Annotated in this window: 30 protein-coding genes; 15 read left to right on the forward strand and 15 right to left on the reverse strand. The window is 72.1% G+C overall.

The window, feature by feature from the left end:
- Positions 1-99 precede the first annotated feature (99 nt).
- Entirely contained in the window at positions 100-600 is a 501-nt protein-coding gene (locus ABZ459_RS13410) for a hypothetical protein (RefSeq protein ID WP_357969867.1), read from the forward strand.
- 28 nt (positions 601-628) lie between these two features.
- Here the strand turns inward: ABZ459_RS13410 and ABZ459_RS13415 are convergent, their stop codons facing one another.
- Positions 629-1,174 (reverse strand): TIGR03086 family metal-binding protein, encoded by a 546-nt coding sequence (locus ABZ459_RS13415; protein ID WP_357969870.1) that lies wholly within the window; start codon positions 1,172-1,174, stop codon positions 629-631.
- On the opposite strand from ABZ459_RS13415, the gene ABZ459_RS13420 reads away from it, so the two are divergent.
- Positions 1,173-2,000, forward strand: a complete 828-nt coding sequence (locus tag ABZ459_RS13420; RefSeq protein ID WP_357969871.1) for a helix-turn-helix domain-containing protein — start codon at positions 1,173-1,175, stop codon at positions 1,998-2,000. The genes ABZ459_RS13415 and ABZ459_RS13420 overlap by 2 nt on opposite strands.
- Positions 2,001-2,015: 15 nt before the next feature.
- On the opposite strand, the gene ABZ459_RS13425 is transcribed toward ABZ459_RS13420, so the two are convergent.
- Together ABZ459_RS13425 and ABZ459_RS13430 are read right to left on the reverse strand one after the other, a co-directional pair.
- Positions 2,016-2,402: a DUF5713 family protein gene (locus tag ABZ459_RS13425; RefSeq protein ID WP_357969873.1), complete on the reverse strand. Its 387-nt coding sequence runs from the start codon at positions 2,400-2,402 to the stop codon at positions 2,016-2,018.
- Between the two features lie 39 nt (positions 2,403-2,441).
- Entirely contained in the window at positions 2,442-2,888 is a 447-nt protein-coding gene (locus ABZ459_RS13430; protein WP_357969874.1) for a hypothetical protein, read from the reverse strand.
- A gap of 89 nt (positions 2,889-2,977) precedes the next feature.
- On the opposite strand from ABZ459_RS13430, the gene ABZ459_RS13435 reads away from it, so the two are divergent.
- The 3 genes from ABZ459_RS13435 to ABZ459_RS13445 all read left to right on the forward strand — a co-directional run bounded on the left by ABZ459_RS13435 (position 2,978) and on the right by ABZ459_RS13445 (position 4,936).
- Positions 2,978-3,790: an AraC family transcriptional regulator gene (locus ABZ459_RS13435; RefSeq protein WP_357969876.1), complete on the forward strand. Its 813-nt coding sequence runs from the start codon at positions 2,978-2,980 to the stop codon at positions 3,788-3,790.
- 150 nt (positions 3,791-3,940) lie between these two features.
- Positions 3,941-4,372, forward strand: a complete 432-nt coding sequence (locus ABZ459_RS13440; RefSeq protein WP_357969879.1) for a VOC family protein — start codon at positions 3,941-3,943, stop codon at positions 4,370-4,372.
- A 60-nt stretch (positions 4,373-4,432) separates the two neighbouring features.
- Complete coding sequence (locus tag ABZ459_RS13445; RefSeq protein WP_357969882.1) at positions 4,433-4,936, forward strand: GNAT family N-acetyltransferase; 504 nt, start codon at positions 4,433-4,435, stop codon at positions 4,934-4,936.
- Here ABZ459_RS13445 and ABZ459_RS13450 read toward each other — a convergent pair.
- Positions 4,870-5,247, reverse strand: coding sequence for a hypothetical protein (locus ABZ459_RS13450; protein WP_357969884.1), 378 nt, complete (start codon positions 5,245-5,247; stop codon positions 4,870-4,872). The genes ABZ459_RS13445 and ABZ459_RS13450 overlap by 67 nt on opposite strands.
- Positions 5,248-5,416: 169 nt before the next feature.
- Here ABZ459_RS13450 and sigJ point away from each other — a divergent pair, with 169 nt between their 5' ends.
- Complete coding sequence (gene sigJ / locus ABZ459_RS13455) at positions 5,417-6,310, forward strand: RNA polymerase sigma factor SigJ (RefSeq protein ID WP_357969885.1); 894 nt, start codon at positions 5,417-5,419, stop codon at positions 6,308-6,310.
- Positions 6,311-6,375: 65 nt separating this feature from the next.
- Positions 6,376-6,876 carry a carboxymuconolactone decarboxylase family protein gene (locus tag ABZ459_RS13460; protein WP_357969886.1) on the forward strand — a complete coding sequence of 167 codons (501 nt, stop codon included), beginning with the start codon at positions 6,376-6,378 and terminating at the stop codon, positions 6,874-6,876.
- 10 nt (positions 6,877-6,886) lie between these two features.
- Here ABZ459_RS13460 and ABZ459_RS13465 read toward each other — a convergent pair whose 3' ends face one another.
- The 7 genes from ABZ459_RS13465 to ABZ459_RS13495 all read right to left on the reverse strand — a co-directional run bounded on the left by ABZ459_RS13465 (position 6,887) and on the right by ABZ459_RS13495 (position 14,222).
- The gene (locus ABZ459_RS13465; RefSeq protein ID WP_357969889.1) at positions 6,887-7,648 is read right to left on the reverse strand and encodes a PIG-L family deacetylase; all 762 of its coding nucleotides are present in this window, start codon (positions 7,646-7,648) and stop codon (positions 6,887-6,889) included.
- 8 nt (positions 7,649-7,656) lie between these two features.
- On the reverse strand, positions 7,657-8,793 hold the full coding sequence (locus tag ABZ459_RS13470; protein ID WP_357969892.1) for an ROK family protein: 1,137 nt from the start codon (positions 8,791-8,793) through the stop codon (positions 7,657-7,659).
- A gap of 2 nt (positions 8,794-8,795) precedes the next feature.
- Positions 8,796-9,617, reverse strand: a complete 822-nt coding sequence (locus ABZ459_RS13475; RefSeq protein ID WP_352325486.1) for a carbohydrate ABC transporter permease — start codon at positions 9,615-9,617, stop codon at positions 8,796-8,798.
- Between the two features lies 1 nt (position 9,618).
- Positions 9,619-10,500 (reverse strand): sugar ABC transporter permease, encoded by an 882-nt coding sequence (locus tag ABZ459_RS13480; protein ID WP_357969894.1) that lies wholly within the window; start codon positions 10,498-10,500, stop codon positions 9,619-9,621.
- Between the two features lie 3 nt (positions 10,501-10,503).
- Positions 10,504-11,931, reverse strand: coding sequence for an N-acetylglucosamine/diacetylchitobiose ABC transporter substrate-binding protein (gene ngcE / locus ABZ459_RS13485; protein WP_357969896.1), 1,428 nt, complete (start codon positions 11,929-11,931; stop codon positions 10,504-10,506).
- A gap of 90 nt (positions 11,932-12,021) precedes the next feature.
- Complete coding sequence (locus tag ABZ459_RS13490) at positions 12,022-12,978, reverse strand: BadF/BadG/BcrA/BcrD ATPase family protein (RefSeq protein ID WP_357969899.1); 957 nt, start codon at positions 12,976-12,978, stop codon at positions 12,022-12,024.
- Positions 12,972-14,222 (reverse strand): 6-phospho-beta-glucosidase, encoded by a 1,251-nt coding sequence (locus ABZ459_RS13495; protein WP_357969902.1) that lies wholly within the window; start codon positions 14,220-14,222, stop codon positions 12,972-12,974. The genes ABZ459_RS13490 and ABZ459_RS13495 overlap by 7 nt, the downstream gene beginning before the upstream one ends.
- 178 nt (positions 14,223-14,400) lie before the next feature.
- On the opposite strand from ABZ459_RS13495, the gene ABZ459_RS13500 reads away from it, so the two are divergent.
- Positions 14,401-15,000 (forward strand): dihydrofolate reductase family protein, encoded by a 600-nt coding sequence (locus tag ABZ459_RS13500; RefSeq protein ID WP_357969905.1) that lies wholly within the window; start codon positions 14,401-14,403, stop codon positions 14,998-15,000.
- Here the strand turns inward: ABZ459_RS13500 and ABZ459_RS13505 are convergent.
- Entirely contained in the window at positions 14,969-15,436 is a 468-nt protein-coding gene (locus tag ABZ459_RS13505; RefSeq protein WP_357970651.1) for an ATP-binding protein, read from the reverse strand. The two genes, ABZ459_RS13500 and ABZ459_RS13505, sit on opposite strands and share 32 nt — an antisense overlap.
- Before the next feature lie 121 nt (positions 15,437-15,557).
- Here ABZ459_RS13505 and ABZ459_RS13510 point away from each other — a divergent pair, with 121 nt between their 5' ends.
- From ABZ459_RS13510 to ABZ459_RS13525, 4 genes are all read left to right on the forward strand, one after another.
- Positions 15,558-16,373 (forward strand): helix-turn-helix transcriptional regulator, encoded by an 816-nt coding sequence (locus tag ABZ459_RS13510; protein WP_357969908.1) that lies wholly within the window; start codon positions 15,558-15,560, stop codon positions 16,371-16,373.
- Complete coding sequence (locus ABZ459_RS13515) at positions 16,361-16,567, forward strand: DUF397 domain-containing protein (RefSeq protein ID WP_357969911.1); 207 nt, start codon at positions 16,361-16,363, stop codon at positions 16,565-16,567. The genes ABZ459_RS13510 and ABZ459_RS13515 overlap by 13 nt, the downstream gene beginning before the upstream one ends.
- Positions 16,568-16,784: 217 nt before the next feature.
- Positions 16,785-17,486 carry an RNA polymerase sigma factor gene (locus tag ABZ459_RS13520; protein WP_357969914.1) on the forward strand — a complete coding sequence of 234 codons (702 nt, stop codon included), beginning with the start codon at positions 16,785-16,787 and terminating at the stop codon, positions 17,484-17,486.
- Positions 17,476-18,489, forward strand: coding sequence for a CU044_5270 family protein (locus tag ABZ459_RS13525; protein ID WP_357969917.1), 1,014 nt, complete (start codon positions 17,476-17,478; stop codon positions 18,487-18,489). The genes ABZ459_RS13520 and ABZ459_RS13525 overlap by 11 nt, the downstream gene beginning before the upstream one ends.
- 276 nt (positions 18,490-18,765) lie before the next feature.
- On the opposite strand, the gene ABZ459_RS13530 is transcribed toward ABZ459_RS13525, so the two are convergent.
- The 3 genes from ABZ459_RS13530 to ABZ459_RS13540 form a co-directional block, all read right to left on the reverse strand.
- Positions 18,766-20,166 carry a hypothetical protein gene (locus ABZ459_RS13530; protein WP_357969919.1) on the reverse strand — a complete coding sequence of 467 codons (1,401 nt, stop codon included), beginning with the start codon at positions 20,164-20,166 and terminating at the stop codon, positions 18,766-18,768.
- A 105-nt stretch (positions 20,167-20,271) separates the two neighbouring features.
- Complete coding sequence (locus ABZ459_RS13535) at positions 20,272-22,023, reverse strand: biotin carboxylase N-terminal domain-containing protein (protein ID WP_357969922.1); 1,752 nt, start codon at positions 22,021-22,023, stop codon at positions 20,272-20,274.
- A gap of 36 nt (positions 22,024-22,059) precedes the next feature.
- A complete protein-coding gene (locus ABZ459_RS13540; protein WP_357969923.1) occupies positions 22,060-22,779 on the reverse strand; it encodes an SDR family oxidoreductase in 720 nt (239 codons plus the stop codon).
- Positions 22,780-22,902: 123 nt separating this feature from the next.
- Between ABZ459_RS13540 and ABZ459_RS13545 the strand changes: the two genes are divergently transcribed.
- The 3 genes from ABZ459_RS13545 to ABZ459_RS13555 all read left to right on the forward strand — a co-directional run bounded on the left by ABZ459_RS13545 (position 22,903) and on the right by ABZ459_RS13555 (position 26,749).
- A complete protein-coding gene (locus ABZ459_RS13545) occupies positions 22,903-23,175 on the forward strand; it encodes a WXG100 family type VII secretion target (RefSeq protein ID WP_352326956.1) in 273 nt (90 codons plus the stop codon).
- Between the two features lie 91 nt (positions 23,176-23,266).
- Complete coding sequence (locus ABZ459_RS13550; RefSeq protein ID WP_357969926.1) at positions 23,267-24,415, forward strand: S8 family serine peptidase; 1,149 nt, start codon at positions 23,267-23,269, stop codon at positions 24,413-24,415.
- Between the two features lie 90 nt (positions 24,416-24,505).
- Positions 24,506-26,749 carry a serine/threonine-protein kinase gene (locus ABZ459_RS13555; protein ID WP_357969929.1) on the forward strand — a complete coding sequence of 748 codons (2,244 nt, stop codon included), beginning with the start codon at positions 24,506-24,508 and terminating at the stop codon, positions 26,747-26,749.

Consider the following 26,749-nt stretch of genomic DNA (forward strand, 5'->3'; position numbering starts at 1 on the left):
CACGGCTTCTCGTTGTGCGCGCTTGCTTCCGCGCCCATTGGATAGTAGTGTTATCCAAGTTCGGATAACGGTACTATCCAATGGGGTGTTCCGGTGACGGTGATCGTTCTTCTGGTGGCCACGCTGGGCTTCCGGCTGCTGGGCGCGCTCGGCGTGCGGCGGTTCGGCACGTGGCAGGTGTCCGCGGCGCACGGGCTGGCCGTCATGGTGGTGATGACGGGAAGCGCGCACTTCGTCCCCGACGGGGTGACCTTCATGCCGAACCACGCCGACCTGGTGCGCATGGTGCCGCCCTTCGTGCCGTTCCCCGCCGCCGTGGTCTACCTGACCGGCGTGCTGGAGCTGGCCGGGGCGGTCGGGCTGGTGCTGCCCGCCACCCGCCGGGCGGCCGGGATCTGCCTGGCCCTGCTGTTCGTCTTCCTGCTCCCGGCGAACATCTACGCGGCGGTCTCCGGCGTGCCCTTCGCGGGCGGGGAGGCCACGCCGCTGTGGGAGCGCATCCCCGAGCAGGTGCTGTACATCGCCGCGGCGCTCTTCGCCGCCTGGCGGCGTGCCGTGCCCGTCCGGGAGGGCGTGGAGGCCGTGCCCGCTGCCCGTTGACCCGTCGTCTTCTTCGCCGGTGAGCCGGTCAGGGCTTCCAGGCCGGGTCGCGGCCGATCAGGCCGAGCAGCCGGTCGAACGGCGGTGCGTCGTCCGGCACCGCCACCGGCGGCCCGAACGCCCCGTTCTGCCGGCCCATCTCCACCGTCTGCTCCGTGAACCCCAGCCCACGGGCGACGGCCTCGGCGTCCGGCTCGTACGCCTGGTCGGTGGCACTGGCCAGGTCCCAGCCGTGCACGATCATGTCGACCAGCCACAGGTGGGCCACCATGGTCATCGGCAGGCCGCCCAGCGCGGCGCACGTGCCCTCCCACGCCTGCGGCCGCGACCAGGCGGCCAGCATGTGCTCGGCCCGCTCGGGGAAGTCGCCCGCGTAAGGGCCCTGCTCGGTGCGCTCCCCGCCGTGCGCCAGCGACGCGAACATCTCCGCCACCCACTCCAGGTGGTTGACCAGCGCCTTGACGTCGAACTCCGCGCACGGCGTCGGGGACCCGAACTGCTCGGGCCGCACCGCGGCCACCAGGCCGGCGGTCCGGTGGGTGACCCGGGTCATCAGCGGCATCATGTCTTCCATGGCAGCCATGATGTCCCGCCTGCCTCGGGCGCGGCTTGTAGAAACGCGACAGCGCGGCTGGGTGAACCCGTACGCGGGGCTGGCCGCCTTCGACTTCGCGCGCCAGGCGCCGCCGCCGGAGCTGGCGGCGTACGTCGACCACTTCTGGGTCGTCACGTGGACCGACCTCGCCGAGCCGTACGTGCAGCGCATCCTGTCGCACCCGACCGTGAACATGACGATCGTCCAGGACTTCCACCGGATCGCGGGCGTGATCGACGGCGGGTTCTCGTACACGATGCGGGGCACCGGCCGCGCGCTCGGCACCCGCTTCCGCCCGGGCGGTTTCCGGACGTTCCTCGGCCGCCCGGTGTCCGAGCTCACCGGGCGGTTCGAGGAGATCGGCGAGATGTTCCCGGCCTCCGGCCCGGCGCTGGTCGGCGGCGTGCTGGCCGAGCCGGACCCGGGCGCCGCCATCGCGCTCGTGGAGGCGTTCCTGCTGGCGCTCGGGCCGGCGCCGGACCCGCCGGCCGAGGAGGCCGCGGCCCTCGTGGGGCTGGTCGAGGACGACGTGACCGTGACCAGGGTCGACGAGCTGGCCGCCAGAGCGGGCCGGTCGGTGCGCTCCCTGCAACGGCTGTTCCGGGACTATGTCGGCATCGGCCCCAAATGGGTGATCCGCCGCTTCCGGCTGCACGAGGCCGCGGAACGCGTGCAGCAGGGCCTCGACCTCGCCACGCTCGCCGCCGAGCTGGGCTACACCGACCAGGCCCACCTGACCCGCGACTTCACGGCCGCCGTCGGCATGCCGCCCGCCGCCTACGCCCGCCTCAACCCGCACACCTGACCCCTCCGGCCGGGGTCACCACTCGCGGGTGGCGATCAGCTCCTCGATGTCGGCCTCCGGGAAGCCGTAGGTGGTGGCCACGAACCAGAACTCCTCGGCGATCGCCTCGCGCGCGACGGTCTCGATCTCGCTGCCGGCCTCGTGGAACTCCTCGTCGAGCGCGTTGAACTCCTCCGTCGCGGCATGCGTCAGCGCGTAGAGGGAGGCCAGGTCGCCGGGCCGCTCGGTCTCGACGCGTTCGCACAGTCGCAGCAGGACGGCCCTGCCCTTGTCGACGACGTGGTCGGGGTAGTAGCCGTCGTCGTAGAGGGCCTTGAGGAAGGCGTGGCCGATGACCTGCGGATGCGTGAGGGACAACCCGATCTCCATTTCCGTGCGGACGCGGTCGGACGGCTCGATCATGCCCTGCGCGACCGACAGAATCCGCCGGATGCGCCCAGGTCAGCGCATCAGCTCGTACGCCGCGTACGCCGTGATCCCGTACGCGAGGTGCGGGACGACGTCGGAGACCCACGCGCCCGCCGGCCACTCGCTCGGGTGGGTGACGTCGAGCAACGTCAGCGGCACGTTCGAGCCGGACATGGCCAGAGCGGTGAGCGCCAGCACCCCGACCGGCCACGACCTGCGCCGCCCCGACAGGAACCCGTAGGCGATGGCCGAGGCGATGCCGGTCGCGTACCCCATGAGCGAGCCCAGCGCCTCCGTGCGATTGGCGGCCCGGTCGCCGTCGCCGAGGTCGGTGTGCGTCAGGTCGGACAACTTCGCCACGGCCTGCTGCGGCGTGCTGCTCGCGGCCCGCGCCCGGACGAGCATGTCCAGGTAGGAGACGGTGTTCAGCGCCGTGGTGCCCGCCGCTCCCGCGATCAGTCCCTTGACGAGTGTGTGCATGCCCTGGCCGCTACCCCGCCCGGCCCGCCCGTCACCCGCCCGGCGGACCTGGGGACCGGTGCGCGGCCGGTGGGCCGTACCGTGGCAGGGTGAGCGCCGATGGGATGTCCGCCGCGCTGTCGCCGTACGTGACGACGCTGGCCGCCTACGACCTCGGGCCCGGTTCGGGCGGGGTTCATCGCGGGCTGCCGTCGTCCACGCTGTCGGTCACGATCCCCGAGGACGGCCCGGTCGACATCGCCTGGCTCGGGCGGCCGGGGCCGGGGTGGCGGCTGCGCGCCGCCGTCGCCGGGCTGCACCTCGACGCGGCCGAGCTGCGGCAGCGGGCAGGCACGCGCGGGGTGTGGCTGACGCTCACCCCGCCGGGCGCCGCCGCCCTGCTCGGGGTCCCCGCCTCGGCGCTGGCCGGGGAGGTGGCCGACCTCGCCGACGTCGTCCCGGCGCTGGCCGACCTGCCGGAGCGCCTGGCGGGCTGCCGGTCCTGGGCCCAGCGCCGCGCCCTGGTCGAACGCCGGCTGCTCGCGGGGCTGGCCCGGCACGGCGACCGCGCCGCCCGCCGCACCTCCCGGGCCACGCTCGCGGCCCTGTCCGGGACCGCCCGGGTCGAGGAGGCCGCCCGGCTCCTCGGGTGCTCGCGGCGCCACCTGAGCGGGGCGGTGCGCGGCGAGTTCGGGGTGACGCCGAAGGAGTACCAGCGGCTCGTCCGCTTCGAGGCCGCCCGGCGCCGGCTCGTGGCCGCCGCGCGCTCCGGCCGGACGGCGCTCGCGGAGGTGGCCGCCGCCTCGGGCTTCGCCGACCAGGCGCACCTGACCAGGGAGTGGCGCGCCATGGCCGGCTGCACGCCCACGGAATGGCTGCGCACCGAAGGCCCGCCCGCCCAGCCTCCCCCCGCCCCCCGCTGACGCCCGCACCCGCAGCGCCCGCCCCGCCTCCCCCCGCAGCGCCCGCCCCCGGGATACCCGCCCTCCGACGCCCGCACCTGCAGCGCCCGCCCCCGGGACACCCGCCCTCCGACGCCCGGGGCCCCGGCGCTCGCCCATTTTCGTGCCCATATGTTCAAGACCCCGGCCGTCGCGCGCCTCGACGATGGCCGCATGGACATGCACTTCGTTCCTCGCCTCATCGTGCCCGACCCCGACCGGGCCTCCGCCTTCTACCGGGACACCCTGGGCGCCGAGGAGGTGTTCCGCGCCGCGCCGGGCGACGACGGGCGGCCCACCGTCATCGAGCACCGCCTCGGCAGCGCCACGTTCCGGGTCTCGCCCGCCGTCGCCGACTGGGGCTGGCTCTCGCCGGACGACCTGGGCGGCTCCCCGGTGCTCCTGGAGATCGTCGTCGACGACCCGGACGCCGTCGGCGAGCGCATGACCGCCCAGGGCGCGCGGACGGTCGTGCCGATCGAGAACCGGCCCTACGGCATGCGCTCGGGCCGTCTCCGCGACCCGTACGGCCACCTGTGGATCCTCACCGGCGACCTGCGCTGAGGCGCCGGGCGGCGCGGTGGCCCTTTTTTCCCGCTGGTCCGGCCTGTCATGCTGCTCGGCATGGAGGACATGGATCAGGCGCACGTCCGCATCCGGCCCTTCCGCGCCGAGGACCGTCCGGGGGTGCTGGCGCTGGCTCCCCGGCTGGCGGAGGGGGTCGCGGCCTGGCGGGACCCCGGCGCGGCCGTACGGGCGGCGGAGCGGTGGCTCGCCGGGTCCGTCGCCGCGGCGGAGGAAGGACGGGGAGCGGTCTTCGTCGCCGTGCGGGGCTCCCGGGTCCTCGGTGTCGTCTCGGTGGACCGGCAGCGGCACTTCACCGGCGACGAGGACGCCTACGTCGGCGAGCTGGCGGTCGCCCCCGAGGCCGTCCGCGCGGGTCTGGGCCGCCGGCTCATGGCGGCGGCCGAGGACTGGGCCCGTGACCAGGGCCTGCGCCACCTCACCCTGGAGACGGGCGCCGCCAACACCGCCGCCCGCCGGTTCTACGCCGCTCTCGGCTACACGGAGGAGAGCGTGCGGCTGGCCCGGTCGCTGGATCGCGCCGTCCAGACCCGGCTGAGCTGAAGCACGCTGCCGGCGAACAGCAGCACGCCCAGCGGCACGTGCAGGGTCGTCACGTGCGCGATGCCCAGCGCGACCTGGGCGCTGACCAGCACCAGGAACCCGGCCGCGTGCATGATCGGCTTCGGCGAGCCGCCGCCCGGCCGCCACGCCAGGATCGCGGCCACCAGGTGCAGCACCGCCACGACGAACACCGTGTACGCGGCGGCGCTGTGCAGCGGCTGCCCGTTGGGCACCGACAACAGCAGCCCGGCGGTGACCGGCGCGGCGAACAGGGCCAGGGTCTGCAGGATGATCGCGACACGTAGCAACATGGGGAACTCCTCGACCGCCGGGTGACGGCGGTCCGCTTCTGGGGCTTGCCTTCGAAAAGTCCGACGACGTGACCGCCGGAAATGTGAGGTGGCGCGGTGACCTCACATCCGGGAGCGCCGTCTCGTCGGACAGACTAGGGCAAAAGCGACTAAGGGAGTCGTCCACATCATGACCACCGCACCCGACCCCGGCCTGGACGCGATCATCAGCGAGCGCAGGCAGCTCATCAACCTCGCCTACCGCCTCCTCGGCTCGCTGGCCGACGCCGAGGACGTCGTCCAGGAGACCTACACCCGCTGGTACGCCATGCCCCCCGGGCAGCAGGCGGCCATCGAGTCGCCGGGCGCCTGGCTGACCAGGGTCGCCGGCCGCATCTGCCTGGACGTGCTCGGCTCGGCCCGCGTCCGCCGCGAGCGCTACGTGGGCGAATGGATCCCCGAGCCGCTGCCCGACCGCACGGAATGGCCCGGCGACGACCCGGCCGACCGGGTCACCTTGGACGAGTCGGTCAACATGGCCTTCCTCGTCGTGCTGGAGTCGATGACACCGGCCGAGCGGGTCGCGTTCGTCCTGCACGACGTCTTCCGCTACCCCTTCGCCGAGGTGGCCGAGATCGTCGGCCGCACCCCGGCCGCCTGCCGCAAGCTGGCCTCCTCCGCCCGGCACCGCATCGACGCCGCGCGCACCTCGGTGACGCCGGCGGCCCGGCAGGCCGGCATCGTCCGCGAGTTCAAGCAGGCGTGGGAGGCCAAGGACATCGACGCCCTCATCGCCCTGCTCGACCCCGGCGTGGTCGGCGTCGCCGACGGCGGCGGCGTGGTCAACGCCGTGCTGCGGCCGATCGAGGGCGCCGGACAGGTGGCCCGCTACGCCGTCGAGATCGCCACCTGGGCGCCGGCCATGACGCTGCTGGAGCGCACCGTCAACGGCCGCCCCGGCCTGGTGGCCCAGCGGGACGGCGTCACCGTGATGGTCGTGGCGTTCGACGTGGCGGAGGGCCGGATCAAGCGGCTGTGGGCGGTGCGCAACCCCGACAAGCTCCACCCCTGGACGGCGGCCTGACCCTCACATTCCCGGACGCTGTGTCGTCGGTCCGCCGAGACACGATCGCCGAAGAAGGGAAGCCGATGTCCACGACGACCGAGCAGGAGAACCTCCAGTCGCGTCTGCCCGATCCCTCCAGGTTCTTCCCCGAGCTGGGGGAGATCGCCGTGGCCATGACCAAGGCCACCCGCAACGGCGCGATCCCGGGGAGCACCGTCGGCCTGGTGCAGCTGCGCGCCGGGCAGATCGTCGGCAGCACGTACCACACGGTCCGGCAGGCCGACCTGCTGCGCCGGGCGGGGGAGCCGGACGAGCGCCTCGCCGCCGTGGCGTCGTGGCGGGACGCCCCCTACTTCTCCGGCGCCGAACGGGTGGCGCTGGAGCTGGTGGAGGCCGTCCTCACCGCGAACCCGGCCGGGGAACGCGTCCCCGACGAGCTGTACGCCAGGGCGGCGGCCCACTACGACGACAAGGCCCTGTGGACGCTCGTCCTGGCGATCAGCCAGATCTGCTTCTTCATCCCCGTCGCCGTCATAGCCAAGCCGATCCCCGGCAGGCCCCCCGGCAAGAACTACACCGGCTGACGCCGGGCGGCTACGCGACCGGGGCGGTGGTCCCGGCGAGCAGGCGGCCGACCTCTTCCTGGTCGGCCTTCCTGCCGTAACCGGCGAACTGGAAGGTCTCCTCCTTCAGGAACTCCGCCCAGTGCTCGAGCACGAACGCGCGTCCGGCGGCCACGTCACCGGGCGGGGGAGCCTGGTCCAGGAAGCCCCGCTGCCACGGCGCGAACTCCAGGAACTGGGAGGCGTGGGCCAGGCACGCGTCCAGCTTGGCCGTCAGCACCGAGGACACGTCCACCACCACGTCGGGCCGGTGGACGGGGGCGGAGGCGTAGTCCGTCATGAGCAGGCACACCGGCATGCGCTGCAGGGCCGGCTTGCCCACCTCCAGGTTGCGCGTCATCGCGAACTCGACCGCGTGCGCGGCCAGTTGCCCGGCGGCCCGGTTGTCGGGGTGGCCGCCGCCGTCGGCGTGCAGGGCGATCACCAGGTCGGGCCGCCAGGCGCGGATCTGCGCCAGCACCCGCAACCGCAGCTCGACGGTGGGTTCCAGCATGCCGTCGTGCACGTCGAAGATCTCATAGTCCACCACGCCCAGGGCGTCGGCCGCGCGCCACGCCTCCTCGGCGCGGCGGCGCGCCAGCGGGCCGCGCTCCAGCACGTGGTGCCCGGCGTCGCCGTTGGTGAGCGTCAAAAACTTCACCGCGTGGCCGGCCTGTGCCAGCAGCGCGGCCGTGCCGCCCGCGTAGATCTCGGGCTCGTCGGGATGAGCGGCGATCACGAGGGTTCTCAACATGTGCGTCCTTAGGGGTTGGATTCACCGGTACGACCGGCCGTACCGGCTTGGAAGACCCGCTCGCGGGTCAGGTCCAGGGCGTAGCAGAGAGCGCCGCCGAGCACGGCGTTGCCGCACACGGCGCTGAGGGCGACGGTCACCGGCACCAGCGGCGTCGAGGCCAGACGGTCGGCGACCCGCGCCCTGAGCGGCTCGCCTCCCGCGACGCACAGCGGCCCGGCCAGCACGACCAGGCCCGGATCCAGCACCCCGATCGCGGCCGTCACGCCGAGCGCCACCCGCGCGGCGGCGTCGTCGAGGAAGCCCTGGGGGGCCTCGGCCAGCGTCCGGCTCACGGCGGTGAGCGTGGGGTCGCCGGGCAGGCCGTGCGCCTGCGCCAGCGCGGCCAGCGGCTCGGCGCCGAGCAGCGCGCCGAGCGGACCGCCGTCCTGGCCGTAGCGGCGGCCGGTGGTGACCGGGTCGGGCACGATGACCGAGCCGACCTCGCCGCCACGCCCGGTGACGCCCCGCCAGAGCGCGCCGTCGAGCACGACTCCGGCGCCGACCCCGCCGCCCACCCAGAACAGCACGAAACTGCTGTCGTCGTGCTCCTGGAGCTCGCGGATGGCGACCAGGTTGACGTCGTTCTCCAGGCGGACGTTGCCCGGCAGGTCGTCCAGGCCGGACCAGCCCGACAGCTGCACGGCCTGCCGCAGCCGCCGGCCGTCGGCCTCCACCACTCCCGGCACGCCCACCACGACCTGGTCGAGCCGGTCCAGCTCGAAGCCGGCCGCGCCGACCGTCTCGGCCAGCAGCCGCCGGGCGTCGCCGGTCGCCTCGGTGCGATGGGTGCCGAGCACCCGGCCGGTCAGGTCGGCGACCGACACCTCGATCGAGCTCGTGGTGAGATCGACCCCCGCGACGCGCGCGGCGGAGCCGTCGAGCTGCCACATCTGCGCGGCCGGCCCGGCGTTGCCCGGCTTGAGACCGGCCTTCATGGCCAGCCCGCTGTTCTCCAGCCTGCGCAGCACCTCGGCCGCCGACGCCTTGGACAGGCCCGTGTGCAGTTCCAGCTCGGCGCGGGTGAGGCCGCCGTGCTCGAGGAGCAGGGTGAGCGCGGCGCGCTCGTTGAGCGTGCGGAAGACGGTGGGGTTTCCTGAAGACATTCCTACTTCAGCGCTCCTGATGTCAGCCCGGACTGGATATGTCGCTGGAAGACGATATAGATCAGCACGACAGGAAGCACCGTCATGCTGAGTGCGGCGAACAGTCCGGGCCAGTCGGCCTCGTACCCGGCGATGGTGGAGATGTCGGCCACGCCCTGGGTGATGACCCACAGGCTCTTGTCGCCGGGCAGCAGGACCAGCGGGATGAGGTACTGGTTCCACTGGCCGAGCACGTTGAAGATGGTCAGGCTGACCAGCGCCGGGCGGGCCATGGGCAGCATGACCTGGAAGAACGTGCGGGTGTGCGAGGCCCCGTCGATCATCGCCGCCTCGGCCACCGCGTCCGGCAGCGCCCTGAAGAAGGACGTCAGGAAGAACACCGTGAACGGCAGCGAGTAGGCGATGTAGACCAGGACCAGGCCGACGTGGCTGTTGAGCAGCCCGAGCCCGTCCACCACGAAGAACAGCGGCACGAGCGCCAGGAAGACCGGGAAGGCCATGCCGGAGACGAACAGGAAGTAGACCAGCCGGTTGCCCGGGAATCGGTAGCGGGCCAGCACGTACGCGGCCATCGAGCTGAGCAGCATCGTCCCGGCCACGCCGAAGAAGACCACGATGACCGTGTTGAGCAGGTAGCGGCCGATGTTGGCCCGCTCCCAGGCCCGCGCCCAGTTGTCCCAGCGCAGCTCGCCGGGCAGTTGCAGGGCGTCGCCGAAGATCTCGGCGTTGCTCTTGAACGAGGCCAGCAGGGTCCACAGCAGCGGGGCGATGATGAGCAGCGCCCAGAGGCCAAGAACAGCCTGGATGCTGATTTTTCGGAACATTTCAGTAGACGACCTTCTGGCGGCGGGTCACGCGCAACGTCAGCGCGGCGAAGGTGAGGGTCAGGAAGAACAGCGCCACGCCCATGGCCGAGGCGTAGCCGAACCGGGAGTAGGAGAAGGCGTTCTTGTAGATCTCCGTGGCCAGCACGGTGGTCGCGCCGTCCGGCCCGCCCTGCTCCACCGACAGGACGTTGACCAGCGCGAACCCGTCGAACGCGGCGATCCCCAGATAGACCCAGGCCACCTGGACGGTGTCCCACACCAGGGGCAGCGTGATGGAGAAGAACGTGCGCAGCCGCCCGGCGCCGTCGAGGGCGGCCGCCTCGAACACGTCCTTCGGAATGGCCGCCATCCCGGCCGAGAACAGCACGACGTAGAAGCCGACCGCCTGCCACACCATCACCGCGATGATCGACCACAGCGCCAGGTTCTGGTCCGTCAGCCAGCCGACCGGCTCCACGCCCAGCTTCGCCAGCGCGCCGTTCAGCACGCCGCTCGCGTCCGGCCGGTAGACGGCCTTGAACAGCACCCCGACCACCGCGACCGCCAGCACCTGCGGCAGGAAGAAGATCACCCGGTAGAACCGGGCCCCCGGCGTGCCCGCCGAGTCGCCGAGCAGGTACGCGAAGACCAGCGCGAGCGCGATGGTCACCAACGGCAGCGTGACCAGCAGGACCGCGTGGTTGCGGACCGCCTGCCAGAACGTGTCGTTGCCGAGCATCCGCCGGAAGTTGTCCAGGCCGACGAAGTTCAGGTTCGCCGACACCCCGCGCCAGTCGGTCAGCGCGATCTGGAACGCCTGGGCGTACGGGCTGATCACGAAGACCGCGTAGAGGACCACGGGCAGGGCGAGGAAGCCCGCGACGAAGCCGTGCCGCCTCATCGCTCAGACGCTCCTGGTCTGCTTGGCGATCGCGGAGTCCGCCTTGAGCTCGTCGGCCTTCTTCTGCATGTTCGCGCAGAACTGCTCGGGCGTGATGCGTCCGGCCATCACCGAGTTGGTCTGGACCTGCCCGTGGTCGAACAGCTCCTTGTACCAGCCCTCGAAGCGGGCGTCGGTGATGATGTTCGTCCCGGCCGCCTCCTGGGCCTTGGCCGCGCTGCGCACCGCCGAGGTCAGGTCGAGGCCGTCGACCACGCCGTTGACGACGGTGAGGTTCTTGGTCAGCTCGGTGTAGCCGCGCGCGCCCTCCCGCGACAACATCATGTGCAGGTACTCCAGGCCGCCCTGCGGGTTCTTGCCCTTGGCCGCCACGAAGAACGCCTCGCTCACCCCGATCATGATCGCCTCGTACGGCATCGCGTCGGCGGCGGTGATGCTGGGCACCGGGGCGATCGCGTACTCGAACGAGGCCGGCCGGTCCTTGGCCATCTCGTTCTCCAGCCAGGAGCCGCAGGGGTAGAACAGCACCTTGTCCTGCAGGTGCTTGACCTGCGTCTGGGTGTGGTCGAGCCCGAAGTACGCCTTGTCGCCGAAGTCGCGCTGCACCTGCGCCCACGCCGCGACGGCCTGCCGTACGGGCTCGGCCTGCCAGGCGCCGTCGGCGAGGTTGTCGATGTCGACGATCACCTTGTTGCCGCCGATCTTGGCGGCGCTGTAGACCAGGTTCCAGAGCTGGTAGAAGGGGCCGACCTGGCCCGGGTAGGCGAACAGCGCGATGCCCGCCTTCTTGGCCTCCTCGCCGAGGGCGTTGAACTCCGCCCACGTCTTCGGCGCCTGCCAGCCGCGCTTGTCGAACAGCTTGGCGTTGTACCACAGGGCGCGGTGGGCGACCGTGTACTGCAGCACCCGCGGCACGCCGTCGATCAGCGAGTTCTCGTAGACGCCGCCGACCAGGGTGTCGCGCACCTTCTTGGCCGGGTCCACCAGGGAGGGGGCGTCGAAGAGCGGCGTCAGGTCGGCGAGGTGCCCCTCGGCGACGAGCGACTGCAGGTCGAGGGCGTCGGGGCCGGAGTTGTTGACCACGTCGGGCGCGTCGCCGCTGATGAAGCGGGGGCGCAGCTGCGTGCCGACCTTCTGGGTGGGCACGTGCTTGATCTTGGCGGTCTTGTACGCCTTGCTGTAGAGGGCCTCGTGCAGGTCGGTCGCGTAGCCGTCGCCGTTGCCGCCGCTGAAGATCACGACTTCCAGTTGCCTGGCGGCGTCCACGCCGAGGGGGTTGGCGGCCGAGGTGGGCGCGGCCGAGGTGGAGGCGACCGGAGCGGCGGAGCGGCCCGTGGCGCACGCGGCGAGCAGCCCTGCGCCCGGTCCCGCCGTCAGGGCGGTGAGTCCGATACGTCGAAGAACCTCACGTCGGCTGGGGTTGGTGGACATGGGTGGCCTCCTTGACCGCCAACCGTCCGGATACTTTCCAGACGGTTGGCGGCTGACTCTAGACTTACCGCCCTACGTGCGTCAATACCTCTAGAACTGCGCTCGGAGACGAGCCTTGGCCTCCTCGGAGGCCCCGATGCGGTCCAGGCCGTTCAGCGCGGCCCCGACGATCGGCGGCTGGTCCGGGATCACCTGCTTGGCCAGCGGAGCCCGTACGGCGAACCGCTCCTCCAGCATCGCGACCAGCAGCGGGATGCGCGCGTGCAGCACGCCCCCGCCCAGCACGACCTCCGTCGGCGTCTCCAGCAGGTCCAGCCGGCGCAGGCACACCTCGGCCATCACCACGATCTCGTCGGCCAGCCGGGTGACCAGCTCCAACGCGATCGCGTCAGCCGACGCTGCGGCCTCGAACACCTTGGGTGCGAGCGCGGTCAGGTGGTGCCGCTCGATCTGCCCGAAATGCACCCCGAGCACCACCTCCTCGACCGTCCGCGTGCCGAAATGCGCCTTGATCAGCTCGGCGAGGGCGGTCGGGGCGCCCCGGCCGTCCTCGGCGCGGATGGCGTGCCACAACGCCTCCTCGGCCAGGCCGCCGCCGCCACCCCAGTCGCCGCTGATCCGGCCGAGCGCGGGGAAGCGGGCCACCCCGCCCGTGGGCGAGACGCCGACCGCGTTGATGCCCGCGCCGCACACCACCGCGACGCCGCTGGGCCCGGACGCCCCCGAACGCAGCAGCGCGAAGCTGTCGTTGCCCACGACGACGTCGGCGGCCATCCCGCGGGCGCGGAACTCGGCCGCGAGAGCCTCCTCCTCCACCGGCAGGTCGGCCCCGGCCAGGTAGGCGTAGAGCTGGTCGGCGTACGGGGGAGCGGCCGCCGGTCCGAGTGCCCGCCGCACGGCCTGCTCCACGACGTCCACGGCCGCCGGCACGCCGACGGTCTGCGGCTCGAACGGCCCGCCGTCGCCCTGGGCCAGGATCGTGCCGTCGCCCGAGAGCACGACGACGTGCGTCTTGCTGTTGCCCGCGTCCACAGCGATGATCACCATGGCAGGTACCGCTCGTTCGCCGCCAGCAGCAGGCCGGTCAGCTCGTCCGCGACGGCCTCCTGGCCGATCAGCGGATGGGCCAGCAACGCGTTGCGCACCCGGTCCGCGCCGCCGTGCAGCGCCGCGTCGAGCGCCAGCTCCTCGTACGCGGAGACGTTCGCGATCAGGCCCGCGTACAGCGGCTCCACCGGATCGACCGGCAGCGGCGCCGCCCCGGACGCCGACACCCTGGCCGGGACCTCGATGACCGCCTCGTCGCGCAGGAACGGCAGCGTCCCGTCGTTGCGGGTGTTGACCACCTGGACGTCGCCCCGGTCGCCGAGCAGCGAGGCGATCAGCGCGACGGCGGCCTCGGAGTAGTAGGCGCCGCCCCGCTTGTCCAGCAGGTCCGGCTTGGTGTCCACGGCCGGGTCCGCGTACAGCTCAAGGAGCTGGGTCTCCATCGCCGCGACCTCGGCCGCCCGCGACGGCTTGGCCCGCTGCTCGCTCACCACCAGGTCGTGGGCGTAGAAGTAGCGCAGGTAGTAGGACGGGACCACCTGGAGCCTGCGCAGCAGCCCGACCGGCAGGCCGATGTCGTCGGCCAGCTCCTGCCCGTGCTCGGCGAGCAGCCGCGGCAGCACGTCCTCGCCGTCGACCACGACCGACCGCTCCCACGTCAGGTGGTTGAGCCCGACATGCCCGAGCGAGACCTGCTCCGGCGGCACGCCGAGGTGCCGGGCGAAGCGGCGCTGGAACCCGATGGCCACGTTGCACAGGCCGATCGCGCGGTGCCCGGCGTCCAGCAGCGCCCTGGTGACGATGCCGACCGGGTTGGTGAAGTCGACGATCCAGGCGTCGGGGGCGTGGGCGCGTACCTGCTCGGCCAGTTCGAGCACGACCGGGACCGTGCGCAGGGCCTTGGCGAGCCCGCCCGCGCCCGTCGTCTCCTGGCCGATGCAGCCGCACTCCAGCGGCAGCGTCTCGTCCACGTTCCGCGCGGCCTGGCCGCCCACCCTGAGCTGGAAGAGCACGGCGTCCGCGCCCGCCACCCCCTCGGCCACGTCGGCGGTGGCGATCACCTTCGCCGGGTGTCCGGCCCTGCGCAACATCCTGCGAGACACGCCCGCCACCAGGTCGAGCCGCGTGGCGTCCGGGTCGATCAGGGCGATCTCGGTGAGCGGCAGCTCGTCGCGCAGCCTGGCGAAGCCGTCGATGAGCTCGGGGGTGTAGGTCGAACCGCCCCCGATCACGGCGAGTCTCATGTGCACTCCTCAATTAGGAAACTTTCCTAACCGCCGAACCTACCCGACCTCCTCCGATTCGACTCCTCCCACCCCGTTCCAGGAAATTTCCGCTGACCGTGTAGAGAGCCCGCCGTCGGCTCCGACTCCCTGGTGAAGGCGCCGGACGGGCGCCACGGACAACAGGAGACGAACCAGGATGAGCAAGGTCACGTGCGACATGGGGATGTCCGTCGACGGCTACGTGGCGGGGCCGAACCAGAGCCTGGAGCAGCCGTTCGGCGACGGCGTGGGCGACCGGCTGCACGAGTGGATGCTGCAGGAGCCCGAGCGGCACGCGGAGGTCATCGAGGCCATCACGGCGGCCGGGGCGTTCATCATGGGACGCAACATGTTCGACCCCGGCCGCGGCGCCTTCGACCTGGGCTGGACCGGCTGGTGGGGGGAGGAGCCGCCGTACCACGCGCCGGTGTTCGTCCTCACCCACCACCCGCGCGAGCCGCTGCCCATGAAGGGCGGCACGACGTTCTTCTTCGTCACGGACGGCATCGAGGCCGCCCTCGCCATGGCTCGGGAGGCGGCGGGGGGCCGCGACATCTCCATCGCCGGCGGCGCCGCCACCGTCAACCAGTACCTGGCCGCCGGTCTCATCGACGAGCTCCGCCTGCACGTCGCGCCGGTGATCCTCGGCCGCGGCGAACGCCTCCTCGCCGACGCCGGCGACATCACCCTCACCCCGGCGGCCCCGCCCACGGGCACCGACCTGGTCACCCATCTGACGTACCGGGTGGTCCGCTAGGCACGGCCCTTCCCAGGTCGGCCCATACGACACGGTGGCCGTGCGGTCCGGCGGTGTGCGTGCCGCTCCTGACCGACAACGCGGCCACCAGGCCGAGGCCGCGACCTGTCTCCCGCAGGGACCCCGCGTCCAGCGGGGCGAAGCGCGGTTCCCGGTCCGCCGTCCCGGGGTCTACCACTTCGAGGTGTACGAATCCGTCCCAGATCCCGAGCAGCACCATGACCCAGTCGCGGTCGGGGCCCGGCGGCACATGCCTGACCGCGTTGGTGACCAGCTCTGAGACGACCGTCAGTGCATCGTCCCGAACCAGCGGATCGACGTCCGCCAGCCAGCGCCGAATCGTCTGCCGGCTTTCCCTCCAAAGCGAATCCGAACGTTGCTTGCGACAAAAGCGCTGTCGCCTGGGTTCAGCATGAACGGTCGCGCGCGCCCGCAGCGCTCACACCTCGCGAAACCCGTCCGACAAGGTGCGACGCCTATCATGTATTGATTGTCGGAAGGGCGTCGCAGTAGCCTTCGGGAAGGCAATCCCCCTGCAATTGACCTGCGGAGACGCCATGGCTCCCGATGTCGGCGACCATTTGTCACCCAGAGCGCGTTTCGCTCAGGACCTCGCGGACCGACGCAAAGCGGCTCGAATGACACAATCCGCGCTTGCGCTGCGCATTCTCTGCCACGAATCACTCGTCAGCCATGTCGAGAAAGGCCGTCGAATCCCCACGCTGGAATTCGCGCGCGGGGTGGACAAAGCGTTCGGCACCGACGGCCATTTCACCGGCCTCCACGAACGCATCTCCCAGTCGCCCGCTCTGGGCTGGTTCGCACGGTGGGTCGAGGAGATCGAACCGCAAGCCGTCATCCTGCAGTCCTGGGATCCGCTGTTGATCCCCGGCATCCTGCAGACCGCCGGCTATGCCCGTGCGATCTTCTCCGCCGCCACCCCGCCGGATCGCGTCGAAGAGCGAGTCCAGGCCCGCATCCGGCGCATGAGAATCTTCGACAGCAGTTGCCCTCCGGCCTTCCTCGCGCTCATCGACGAAGGAGTCCTGCACCGCCCGATCGGAGGGCCCGGTGTCTTGGCGGAACAGCTCCGCTACCTGCTGGATCTCACCTGCCATCCCCGCATCACCATCCAGCTGGTGCCGGTTGCCGCCGGTTGCGTGGCGGGCACCATGAGCGCGTTCGCGCTGGCGCGGCTGCGTGACGGTGCGGAGGTGGTCTCCGCCGACTCGGTCCTCTCCGGTCATGTCACTGGAGATCACGAAGCGGTCATGCGCCTCAAGCAGAGGTATGACACCATCAGAGCCGACGCAGAGCCGAAGAACGTCACACCACGGGCGATTGAGGATGCGATCAAGAAATGGACCCAGTAGACCTCGCCGGAGCGGAATGGCGTAAGTCCAGCGCCAGCGGCGACAACGGGCAGTGTGTCGAGGTCGCGACCAACCTCCCGGGGATCATCGCCGTCCGTGACAGCAAGAATCCGCAGGGCCCGGCGCTGATCTTCACGCCTGCGGAGTGGCAGGCGTTCCTGCACGGCGCCAACCAGGGCGAGTTCGACATCTGAGGCAGGCGTTTGTCGCTTCGGAATCGGGTTCGTCCGAGGGGTGCGGGGACCGGTAGGTCCCCGCTGGGGTGCGGGGGCTTGCCCCCACATGGACGCAGCCTGAGCCCACGTCGCGCGAAGCGCGCCCATCGGCGAAGCCCTTCGTGGCCTGTACGAGAACCGGATCCGAGTCATCGGGTGAAAGGGGGTGTTCAGTCCGAAGAACGGAGTCGAGAGTTTGACGCAGGACACCGAGGTGGACGACGCGGAGGTGATCAGACGTGCCCGCAGCGACCCCGCCGCCTTCTCGGCGTTGTACGACCGGCACGCCCCCGCGCTCCACAGATACGTCACCCGCCGCCTGGGCGATTCGCTGGCCGACGACATCGTGGCCGAGACGTTCCTGGACGCCTTCCGCCGTCTCGCCCGCTACGACACCGCCCACCGCGACGCCCGCCCCTGGCTGTACGGCATCGCCGCCAACCTGATCGGCAAGCACCGCCGTACCGAGATCAGGGCCTACCGCGCGCTGGCCAGGACGGGCCTCGACGCGGTGGCCGAGAGCTACGCCGACCGGGTGGCGGCCCGCGTGTCGGCCGGGGCGGCCCACCGCGAGCTGGCGGGGGCGCTCGCGACGCTGTCGCCGCAGGACCGCGAGGTGCTGCTGATGATCGCCTGGGCCGACCTCAGTTACGAGGAGGTCGCCCGCGCGCTCGGCGTCCCGATCGGGACCGTGCGCTCGCGCCTGCACCGCGCCAGGCGGAAGACCCGAGCGGCCCTGGGCGGCATCGACCCGTCAGCAGTCCACGACGCCGCACCGTCAGCCGTCCACGACACTGCGCCGTCAGCGGTCCACGATGCCGCCCCGGCGGCCGTCCACGGCGCCGCGCCCGCAGCCATCCACGACACCGACGAGGAGGACCCCGGCCGTGGACGATGACCTCACGCTCCTGCGCGAGCTGCGCGCGGACGCCCCAGAACCCGACGCCGACCGCCTGCGCGCCGTGCGCGCCCGAGCCCTCGCTCCGGCGTCGCCGCCGGCCCAGGCCGCGGGCCGGAAGCGGCGCCGGTTCTGGGCGGTGCCGTCGCTGCTGGCCGCCGCGACGGCCGCCGCCGCCGTCGTCGTGGCGGTGAACGGTTCCCACACCCCGGCCCCGGCCCCGCCGGCCGCCATGACCACCATGCCGGTACGGGCCGAGACGGTGCTGCGCCAAGCCGCCCTGGTGGCCGAGGGACGCCGCAAGCACCACGAGCCGCGCCCCGGCCAGTGGTTGTACCGGAAGGATCTGGTCAAGCAGCCCTACGAGGAGCGAGGCACGGTCCAGGAGTACTGGACCCGGTACGACGGCACCCGCCAGGCCCTCCGCCAGAACGGCGGCGCCATGGAATTCCAGGACATCACCCCCGACCCGGACGACGACGACCTGACCCCCCGGCAGTACGCGGCCAAGCTCGCCGACCTGCCCACCGATCCCGTTGCGCTGCTGGACCACGTCAGGGGCGACCGGCACTGGTCGACCCTGCCGAAGGGGACCGAGGCCGAGCGGCCGGACGTGCGGGCGTTCCGCGTGTTGTCGGTCTACCTCGACGCGGGCGTCCCCATGCCGCCGCGGGTCGAGGCCGCCATCTTCCGCGCGCTCGCCGAGCTGCCCGGGGTGCGGGTGGACCTCGGCGTACGGGACGCCGCGGGCCGGGCGGGGATCGGCATCGCCTACGAGCCCGCCGGTTCCGTCCCCGGGGGGCCGATGCGGGACGCGCAGGGCCGGATCGTCTCGCGGTCGTACCTGGTGCTGGACGCCACGACCTACCGCTTCCTCGGCAGGCGCGTGGACAACCTCCAGGACGAGGTCATCGGCGGTGAGGTGACGGCCCGCAAGGGCACCTTCTACGCGAGCGCCGACCTGGCGACGGGCGTGGTGGACGAGCCAGGCCAGATCCCCTGACCACAGGCCGCGCTACGGACGTGCGCCCAGGCGGTCGACCCAGCCCATCTCCTCGTACGTGGTCTGGATCAGCGGCTCGGACCGGCCCGGCGCGCGGTACGGCCCAGCGGGTCGGTGACCTCGCCGAGCGACCTGATCGCGGGCTGCTCGGCGAGGTCTCCTCGTCGGCCGGGAGGGCCAGCAGTTGCCGGAGCGTGCCGGGAAGGTTGACACCGGAACGCGAAAAGGGCGCGCCCCCCGGAAAGGGAGGACGCGCCCGTCAGGGTCGGCGCAGGTTTACCAGTCGCCGCCGCCGAAGTCGCCACCGCCGAAGTCGCCGCCGCCACCGAAGTCGCCCCAGCCGCCGCCTCCGCCGCCGCCGAAGTCGCCGCCGCCACCGAAGTCACCGCCGCCGAGGTCGCCGCCGCCGCCGTCCTGGTAGCCCTCGGCGTAGCCGGCGCCGTAGCCGCCGCCGCCCCAGCCGCCGTGGAACATGCTGCCCATCATCGTGCCGATGAACATGCCGGTCATGATGTCGCCGAAGCCGCCGTAGTAGCCGTAGGCGTACGGCTGGTAGGCCGGGCCCGCGTCGTAGTAGGGGCGACGGTGACCGTCGACCATGACCTCGCGCATCTGCGGGTCGAAGCCGCGCTCGACGGCCTCGGCGTCCATCGCGCAGGCCGGCACGTCGCGCACCGCGCCGCCGGGCGGGGCCCAGCGCACGTCACGCGCCGACGGGCCGTGCTGCGGGTTGAAGAAGCAGGGAGCGCGCCGCTCGGGGATCGGCCGGTTGTTGACCTTGGCCTTCACCACGGCCAGCGCGTAACGGCCGTCCTCAAGGGTCTGGGTGACCTCGCGGACCTGGTCGGGCCGCTGGACCGCGTTGAGCTGGACCTTGGCCTTCTCATAGGAGTCGAGCGCCTGCTGCCACTCGGTGATGTGCCCGCCGCCCTGGCCGGCGAGGGTGACGTCGGTGTCGAGCTCGGTGATCTCCTCGCCCAGCTTGGTGACGTCCTCCTCCACGGTCTGCTTGACCGCGGCGAGGTCCTTGGCCTCCTGGATGGCGCGCTTCTTCTTCTTGTTCTTGGAGTACAGGAAGTAGCCGCCACCGCCGACCACCAGCAGGCCGAGCAGGGCCACCAGCGCGAACTGGCCGCCGGCGCCGGGGTTGGCCTGGCTGCTGGGGCTGAGGGCGCCGCTGCGGTCGTTCTTGCCCGCCGCGTCGACCCGGTTCGTGAAGTCCTTCACGCCCGCGACGATGTCGCCCGAGTTGGCGTTCACCGAGAGCTTGACCAGCTGGCCGGCGAGGTTGTTGCGCAGGGCGTTGGACCCGGCGAACATCGTCTCGCCGTCGAACACCACCACCGTCACCTTGGGACGACCGGCGTCGACCAGCGCCTTGCCCAGCGACGAGAGGTACGGCCCAACGGTGGAGTTGTCAAAGGTGCCGTCGGGCAGCGCGACAGCGTAGATCTTGCTGTCGGCGTCCTTCAGCGCGTCGTTGATGTCACTCTGCTGGCTGGAGCTCAAGGGCGAGCCCGACACCACGTAGAGCGGGGCCTTCTTCCAGTTTTGCACCACAGTCTGTGCGTCAGGTGGCGCCGCCGCGTTGGCGGCAGGGGACAGCGCAAGAACGACGAACAGCCCGGCGATCAGAGCCGCGATCGCGGCCCCTGCTCGGCGCAGCGAATGGGTCATTGGCAGCAAGCCTCCTTCGCCCATGAGGACGAACGGGCGGTCGGCAAAGTTCCTCACTGGGCACGTTACCTGCCCGCGACGGCGCGCAGGCACAGGGGAGCGGGCTCAGGCGTCCTTGATCTCGCAGATCGTGGCGCCCGACGTGACGGTCTGGCCGACGGCGGCCGACAGGCCCGTGACGGTGCCCGACTTGTGGGCCGTCAGCGGCTGCTCCATCTTCATGGCCTCCAGCACCACGACCGTGTCACCCTCGCTGACCACGTCGCCGTCGTTCGCGACGACCTTGACGATCGTGCCCTGCATCGGGCTGACCAGCGCGTCGCCGCCGGCCGTCGCGTGCTTCCGCGCGCCGCCGGCGCGCCGCGGCGCCTTGCCCGCGGCGGGCGCGGGGCCGGCCATGCCGAGCCCGGCCGGGAGCACCACCTCAAGGCGCTTGCCGCCGACCTCGACCGTCACCGTCTCCCGCACCGCAGGGGCGGCCGGAGCGGCGGCCACCTCGCCCGCGTACGGCTCGACCGGGTTGTCCCACTCGGTCTCGATCCACCGCGTGTGCACGGCGAACGGCTCGGACGTGAACGCCGGGTCGGTCACGACCGCCCGGTGGAAGGGCAGCACGGTCGGCATGCCGTCGATCTCGAACTCGGCCAGCGCCCGCCGGGCCCGGTCGAGGGCCTCGTGGCGGGTGCGCCCGGTCACGATCAGCTTGGCCACCAGCGAGTCGAACGTCTGCGGGACCGTCATCCCGGCCTCGTAGCCCGAGTCGAGGCGGACGCCGGGCCCGGACGGCGTGCGCATGGCGGTCAGCGTGCCGGGGGCGGGCAGGAAGTTGCGGCCGGCGTCCTCGGCGTTGATCCGGAACTCGATCGAGTGGCCGCGCAGGGCCGGGTCGTCGTAGCCCAGGAGCTCGCCGTCGGCGATCCGGAACATCTCGCGCACCAGGTCGACGCCCGCGACCTCCTCGCTCACCGGGTGCTCGACCTGCAGGCGGGTGTTGACCTCCAGGAAGGAGATCGTGCCGTCCTGGCCGACGAGGAACTCGCAGGTGCCGGCGCCGACGTAGCCGGCCTCCTTCAGGATGGCCTTGGAGCTGGTGTAGAGGATGTCGATCTGCTCCGGCGACAGGAACGGCGCGGGTGCCTCCTCCACCAGCTTCTGGTGGCGGCGCTGGAGCGAGCAGTCGCGGGTGCTGACCACGACCACGTTGCCCGCGCGGTCGGCCAGGCACTGGGTCTCGACGTGCCGGGGACGGTCGAGGTAGCGCTCGACGAAGCACTCGCCCCTGCCGAAGGCGGCCACGGCCTCGCGCACGGCGGAGTCGTACAGCTCGGCGACCTCCTCCAGCCTGCGCGCGACCTTGATGCCGCGGCCGCCGCCGCCGTACGCGGCCTTGATGGCGATCGGCAGCCCGTGCCGCTCGGCGAACGCCACGACCTCCTCGGCGCCGGAGACCGGGTCCTTGGTGCCGGCCACCAGCGGCGCGCCGACCTTCTGCGCGATGTGCCTGGCCTGCACCTTGTCGCCCAGCGCGGCGATGGCGGCCGGGGGCGGCCCGATCCAGGTGAGGCCGGCGTCGATGACGGCCTGGGCGAACGAGGCGTTCTCGGCCAGGAAGCCGTAGCCGGGATGGACGGCGTCGGCGCCGGCGCGCGCGGCGACGTCGAGCAGCTTGGCGATGTCGAGGTAGGTCTCGGCGGGGGACTGCCCGCCCAGCGCGTACGCCTCGTCGGCCACCCTGACGTGCAGGGCGTCGATGTCTTGGTCGGCGTAGACGGCCACGCTGCCGATCCCCGCGTCCGTGCACGCGCGGGCCACCCGTACGGCGATCTCGCCGCGATTGGCGATCAGAACCTTCCGCACCGACCTTCGTCCCTTCCTCGTGGTCCTCGTGACTGCTCAGCGGCCGAGGTACGCGCCGCCGTTCAGATGCAGCACCTGCCCCGTCATGTGCCCGGCTCCCGCGGATGCCAGAAAGAGAACGGTATCGGCCACGTCGGAGGGGGTGCCAGGGCGCCCGTTACGCGTGTTCTGCACGCGGGCCCTGATGCCCTCCTCCGTGAGCCTCCCGCGGAAGAACTCGGTCTCCATCACCAGGCCGGGAGCCACGACGTTGGCGGTGATGCCCCGGGGGCCCAGCTCGGCGGCCAGGTCGGCGGTCCAGGACTCGACGGCGGCCTTGGCGGCGCCGTACGAGCCGGACCCGGTGCCGCGCGCGGCGATCGAGCCGATGGAGACGATCCGGCCGCCCTCGCCCATGCGTGGGGCGAGCGCGGTCGTGACCAGCACGGCGGACAGCAGGTTGACGTTGAGGTTGGCCCACCACGCCTCGGCGACGTCCGCCAGGTCGCCGGACTGCCCGCGGTCCAGGTTCGTGTTGCCCCCGGCGTTGTTGACCAGGACGTCCACGTGGGCGGGCAGGCTGTCGAGCGCGTCCTTGACGGCGGCCGGGCTCGCGGCGTCGAACGGCACGTACGCCGCCCCCAGCCGCGCGGCCGCCTCCTTGAGCACGTGCTCCCGCCGGCCGGTGATCGTGACGCGGTCGCCGAGGGAGGCGAACGCCTCCGCGATCGCGTAGCCGATCCCGGTGCCGCCACCCGTCACCACGACCTCGCGCATGAGTGGATCACTCCTTAGATCCGAATAATCCTCTGGACGACCATAGCCGCTCGGCATAACGGGGGCGACGGGCGGTGGCCCGCTTTATGGTGAGGGCGCTTTCACCAGTTCCAGGAGGTATGCATGAGCCAGAGTATGCTCGGCGGCAACCCCGCGGAAATGCAGCAGATGGCCAGCCAGTTCACGCAGCAGTCCGAGGCGCTCCGCACCATCATGACCGCGCTCGACCGCGAGGCGGCCAAGGTCGGCACCGCGTGGACGGGCCCCGGAGCCCAGCGTTTCAGTCAGGCCTGGCAGAACTACCGCACGGCCTTCCAGCGCATGACCGAGGAGCTGCAGGAGGCTTCGCGGGTCATCGGCACGTACCAGCGGAACATCGAGTCCGCCACGCAGTGAGCACGGACAGGGGCCCTGGCCCGCCGCCGGGGCTTCGTTCCGTGGCGAGTGGAGCTTTCCTCCCGGATCGGGCAGGCTACGCTCTTTCTTCATGATTGGTCGCGCCTTGGCGGCGAGCGTGCTCGCCCTGCAGTTCGCGGCGGCGCCGGCGCAGGCCGCGCCCGTGAGGTGCATGCCCAAGAAGGCCACCATGGCGATCGCCGAGACGTGGGCGCAGCGGCGGGTCAACGCGGAGAAGGTGTGGCCGCTGACCACGGGCCGGGGCGTCACGGTCGCCGTCATCGACAGCGGCGTCGACGAGACCCATCCCCAGATCCGGCTGAGCGGCAAGGCCGACCTCACCAACACCGGCTTTCGCGACTGCGTCGGCCACGGCACGGCGGTCGCCGGCATCATCGCCGGCCAGCCGCGCAAGGACATCCCCTTCCACGGCGTCGCCCCCGGCGTCAGCCTGCTGTCGATCAAGCAGGTCGCCGGTGACAAGGGTGACGTGGGGCTGCTGGCCAAGGCCATCAAGACGGCCGTGGACGAGCACGCCGACGTCATCAACCTCTCCATCGACGCCCCCGACAGCCCCGACCTGAAGGCGGCCGTCGACTACGCGCTGGGGCGGGACGTGGTGATCGTCGCCGCCGCCGGCAACCTGACCAAGGACGACGGCACGTCGGCCCCCTCCTACCCCGCCGCGTACGACGGGGTGCTGTCGGTGGGGTCGGCGACCCCGGACGGCGGGCGCTCGACGTTCTCCAACCCCAACGCGGTCGCCGTGCTCGGCCCGGGGGAGGGCGTCAGCTCGACCTGGCCGCTCAAGGGGTACCAGTCCGCACTGAAGGGCACCAGTTACGCCGCCCCGTACGTGACGGGCGTGGTCGCGCTCGTCCGCGCGCGCCATCCCGGGCTGACGCAGCTCCAGGTGCGCAGGCGCATCACGCTGACCGCCGACGGCGCGTCGGGGGCGGGCACCGGCGCCGGGATGGTGAACCCGCTGCTCGCGGTGACCGCGGTGCTGCCGTCGGAGCAGGTGGCCGTGGCGCCGCCGGTGCCGCCGCCGCTGCCCGCGACCGTCGTGCGCAAGGTCGTGCCGCCGGACCAGCGGTCGATGGAGGTCGCGACGGTGGTCGCCGCGGGCGGGTTCACGCTGGTCGGGCTGGCGTTGGCGGCCTGGGTGTTCGTGCCCATGGGACGAAGGCGGCGCTGGCGGCCCGGCTCACCGCCGGATATCGGGAGAATTGACGGTTAACTGTTAAGAGTGACGGCCGAAACTGCTGATGCTTATGGGGCTTATTTGGTTAAATGTCTCTGATCATGACGGACTCCTGAAAGGACGGTCATGGTGGAGAAGGACTCCCCCCAGGCAGCAGTACCGGAGCGGATCGGCGATCACGAGATCGTGAGCCTGTTGGGACAGGGCCCGCGTGGCGCCGTTCATCTGGGCAAGGAGTCCGAGGACGCCGATCCGGTCGCGATCAAGACGCTGACCGTCGACCCGGCGGCCGACCCGGACTTCGTGACCCGGCTCAAGGACGTCAGCCGGGTATCCAGCTCGTACGTGGCCCGTACGCTCGACGCCGGCGTCCAGGACGGCCTGCTCTACGTCGTACGTGAGCACGTCGAGGGACGTTCGCTGGCCGAGACCGTCGCCGCCGACGGCCCGCTGACCGGTGACGCGCTCGAACGCGTGGCGGTCGGCATGCTCACCGCGCTGACCGCGGTGCACCTGGCCGGGTTCGCGCACCGGGGGCTCACCCCGAACAACGTGATCCTCACCGGCGAGGGGCTGCGCGTCACCGACATCGAGATCGGCGACCCGGCCGGCGAGATCGGCTACCGCGCCCCCGAGCAGCTCAACGGCCTGCAGTACGGCCCCTACGCCGACGTCTTCGCCTGGGCGGCGACCGTGGTGTTCGCCGCCACCGGCTCCGCGCCGTTCGGCCAGGACGCGCACGCCGTGCTCACCGACGAGCCCGAGGTGGACGGGCTGCCCGATCCGCTGCGCCAGACGGTCCTCGCGGCGCTGTCCAAGGACGTGTCCGGACGGCCCACGACGTACACGGCGCTGCTGCGCCTGCTGGGCGACGACAAGGCCCCCATGCCGGCGGCGCCGATCGAGGGCGTGCCCGTGCAGGCGCCGATCGGCGGCGTGCCCGTGCCGCCGTCCGACCCGGCGGAACTCACCCTGATCGACGGCCAGCCGCCCGTGCCGGGCCAGCCTCCGGTGCTGCCCCTGGCCATCGAAGGCGTCCCGATCCCGAACGGCCCGATGATGAACGGCCCGATCCCCAACGGGCCGATCCCCAACGGGCCGATGATGAACGGCCCGGTCCCGAACGGGCCGATGGGGCACGACCCGATGCAGCCCGGCCCGTTCGTGCCCGGTGTGCCGCCGCAGGGCCCGATGGGGCATGAGCCCATGCAGCCCGGCCCGATGCAGCACCTTCCCATGAACGACGAGCCGGTGCAGGGCGTGCCGGTGCAGTACCCGCCGGTGCCCGTGCAGGCCGCATGGGGGCCGCCGCCCGGACCGCAGAACCCGCCCGTGGAGCCGGCCCAGCCCGCGACGGCCGGTGCGGGCGGCACCGGACCGGCGCGCAAGCCGTTCCCGATCGGCCTGGTCGCCGGCGTGGTCGCGGTCATGCTGCTGTCGGCGATCGGCCTGTGGGGCGCCAGCCGCTACTCCTCCAACGTCACCTTCGAGCCCGCCGCCGCGGCGGGCTCCGCGTCGCCCTCCTCGGGCGCGGCGGCGGCGGCCCAGCAGGCGGTCACCGCCGTGCCCACGCAGCCCCAGCCCGAGGTCACCGCCCCCTGGGCGACCACGCCGTCCCCTGACGACGACGGCGTCGGCCCGCTGGTGCTGCCGAACGACGACACCTCCGCCGACAACCCCCAGGTGCCGGTGCTGACCTCGGTGCCGACGCCGACGGCGGCCCAGCAGCTGACGGTCCCGACGATCCAGCCGACCGTGCAGGAGCGGAAGACTACCAAGGAGCCCGAGCCGACGGCCACGGTCACCAGGACGGTCACGCCGACCCCCTCCGCGACGCAGACGCAGCAGCCGACCGAGACGCCCACCCAGAAGCCGAACGGGAAGCCGACGGAGAAGCCGACACAGAAGCCGACCGAGACACCCACCCCGACCCCCACGGCGACGCCCACCCCGACGGTCACGCAGCAGCCGACGCAGACTCAGAAGCCCACCAAGGAGCCGGAACCCACCGAGGAGCCGGAGCCCACGGCCGCCCCGTCGAAGCCGAACCCCTACACGCCGACGCAGGTGTGCGGATCCGGCTTCGTGGTCCAGCGGTCGACCTCGTTCACCGGCGGCACGACGTACCAGCTCTACAACAGCGGCACGGGGCAGAACTGCGTTGTCACCCTCAAGTCCGGCCCCGACGTCGGCAAGTCGACCCCGGTCAGCGCGACGCTGGAGGTGCAGGGCGGCCCGAGCAACACCGACCGCGGCAACTACGAGTACTACGCCGGCCCGGTCAAGCTCCTCGCCAAGGGCAAGTGCGTGCGTTACTCGGGCAGCTCGGGTCCGGGCAACACCCAGGTCGACTGGGCGAACTGCGGCTAG

Source organism: Nonomuraea sp. NPDC005692, from assembly GCF_040631115.1.
Taxonomy (GTDB): domain Bacteria; phylum Actinomycetota; class Actinomycetes; order Streptosporangiales; family Streptosporangiaceae; genus Nonomuraea.

Coding starts and splice junctions, on each gene's coding strand:
- ABZ459_RS13420 (WP_357969871.1), top strand. CDS start 1,173: ATGGCAGCCATGATGTCCCGCCTGCCTCGGGCGCGGCTTGTAGAAACG.
- ABZ459_RS13415 (WP_357969870.1), bottom strand. CDS start 1,174: ATGGAAGACATGATGCCGCTGATGACCCGGGTCACCCACCGGACCGCC.
- ABZ459_RS13425 (WP_357969873.1), bottom strand. CDS start 2,402: ATGATCGAGCCGTCCGACCGCGTCCGCACGGAAATGGAGATCGGGTTG.
- ABZ459_RS13430 (WP_357969874.1), bottom strand. CDS start 2,888: ATGCACACACTCGTCAAGGGACTGATCGCGGGAGCGGCGGGCACCACG.
- ABZ459_RS13440 (WP_357969879.1), top strand. CDS start 3,941: ATGTTCAAGACCCCGGCCGTCGCGCGCCTCGACGATGGCCGCATGGAC.
- ABZ459_RS13445 (WP_357969882.1), top strand. CDS start 4,433: ATGGAGGACATGGATCAGGCGCACGTCCGCATCCGGCCCTTCCGCGCC.
- ABZ459_RS13450 (WP_357969884.1), bottom strand. CDS start 5,247: ATGTTGCTACGTGTCGCGATCATCCTGCAGACCCTGGCCCTGTTCGCC.
- sigJ (WP_357969885.1), top strand. CDS start 5,417: ATGACCACCGCACCCGACCCCGGCCTGGACGCGATCATCAGCGAGCGC.
- ABZ459_RS13460 (WP_357969886.1), top strand. CDS start 6,376: ATGTCCACGACGACCGAGCAGGAGAACCTCCAGTCGCGTCTGCCCGAT.
- ABZ459_RS13465 (WP_357969889.1), bottom strand. CDS start 7,648: ATGTTGAGAACCCTCGTGATCGCCGCTCATCCCGACGAGCCCGAGATC.
- ABZ459_RS13470 (WP_357969892.1), bottom strand. CDS start 8,793: ATGTCTTCAGGAAACCCCACCGTCTTCCGCACGCTCAACGAGCGCGCC.
- ABZ459_RS13475 (WP_352325486.1), bottom strand. CDS start 9,617: ATGTTCCGAAAAATCAGCATCCAGGCTGTTCTTGGCCTCTGGGCGCTG.
- ABZ459_RS13480 (WP_357969894.1), bottom strand. CDS start 10,500: ATGAGGCGGCACGGCTTCGTCGCGGGCTTCCTCGCCCTGCCCGTGGTC.
- ngcE (WP_357969896.1), bottom strand. CDS start 11,931: ATGTCCACCAACCCCAGCCGACGTGAGGTTCTTCGACGTATCGGACTC.
- ABZ459_RS13490 (WP_357969899.1), bottom strand. CDS start 12,978: ATGGTGATCATCGCTGTGGACGCGGGCAACAGCAAGACGCACGTCGTC.
- ABZ459_RS13495 (WP_357969902.1), bottom strand. CDS start 14,222: ATGAGACTCGCCGTGATCGGGGGCGGTTCGACCTACACCCCCGAGCTC.
- ABZ459_RS13500 (WP_357969905.1), top strand. CDS start 14,401: ATGAGCAAGGTCACGTGCGACATGGGGATGTCCGTCGACGGCTACGTG.
- ABZ459_RS13510 (WP_357969908.1), top strand. CDS start 15,558: ATGGCTCCCGATGTCGGCGACCATTTGTCACCCAGAGCGCGTTTCGCT.
- ABZ459_RS13515 (WP_357969911.1), top strand. CDS start 16,361: ATGGACCCAGTAGACCTCGCCGGAGCGGAATGGCGTAAGTCCAGCGCC.
- ABZ459_RS13530 (WP_357969919.1), bottom strand. CDS start 20,166: ATGACCCATTCGCTGCGCCGAGCAGGGGCCGCGATCGCGGCTCTGATC.
- ABZ459_RS13540 (WP_357969923.1), bottom strand. CDS start 22,779: ATGCGCGAGGTCGTGGTGACGGGTGGCGGCACCGGGATCGGCTACGCG.
- ABZ459_RS13545 (WP_352326956.1), top strand. CDS start 22,903: ATGAGCCAGAGTATGCTCGGCGGCAACCCCGCGGAAATGCAGCAGATG.
- ABZ459_RS13550 (WP_357969926.1), top strand. CDS start 23,267: ATGATTGGTCGCGCCTTGGCGGCGAGCGTGCTCGCCCTGCAGTTCGCG.
- ABZ459_RS13555 (WP_357969929.1), top strand. CDS start 24,506: ATGGTGGAGAAGGACTCCCCCCAGGCAGCAGTACCGGAGCGGATCGGC.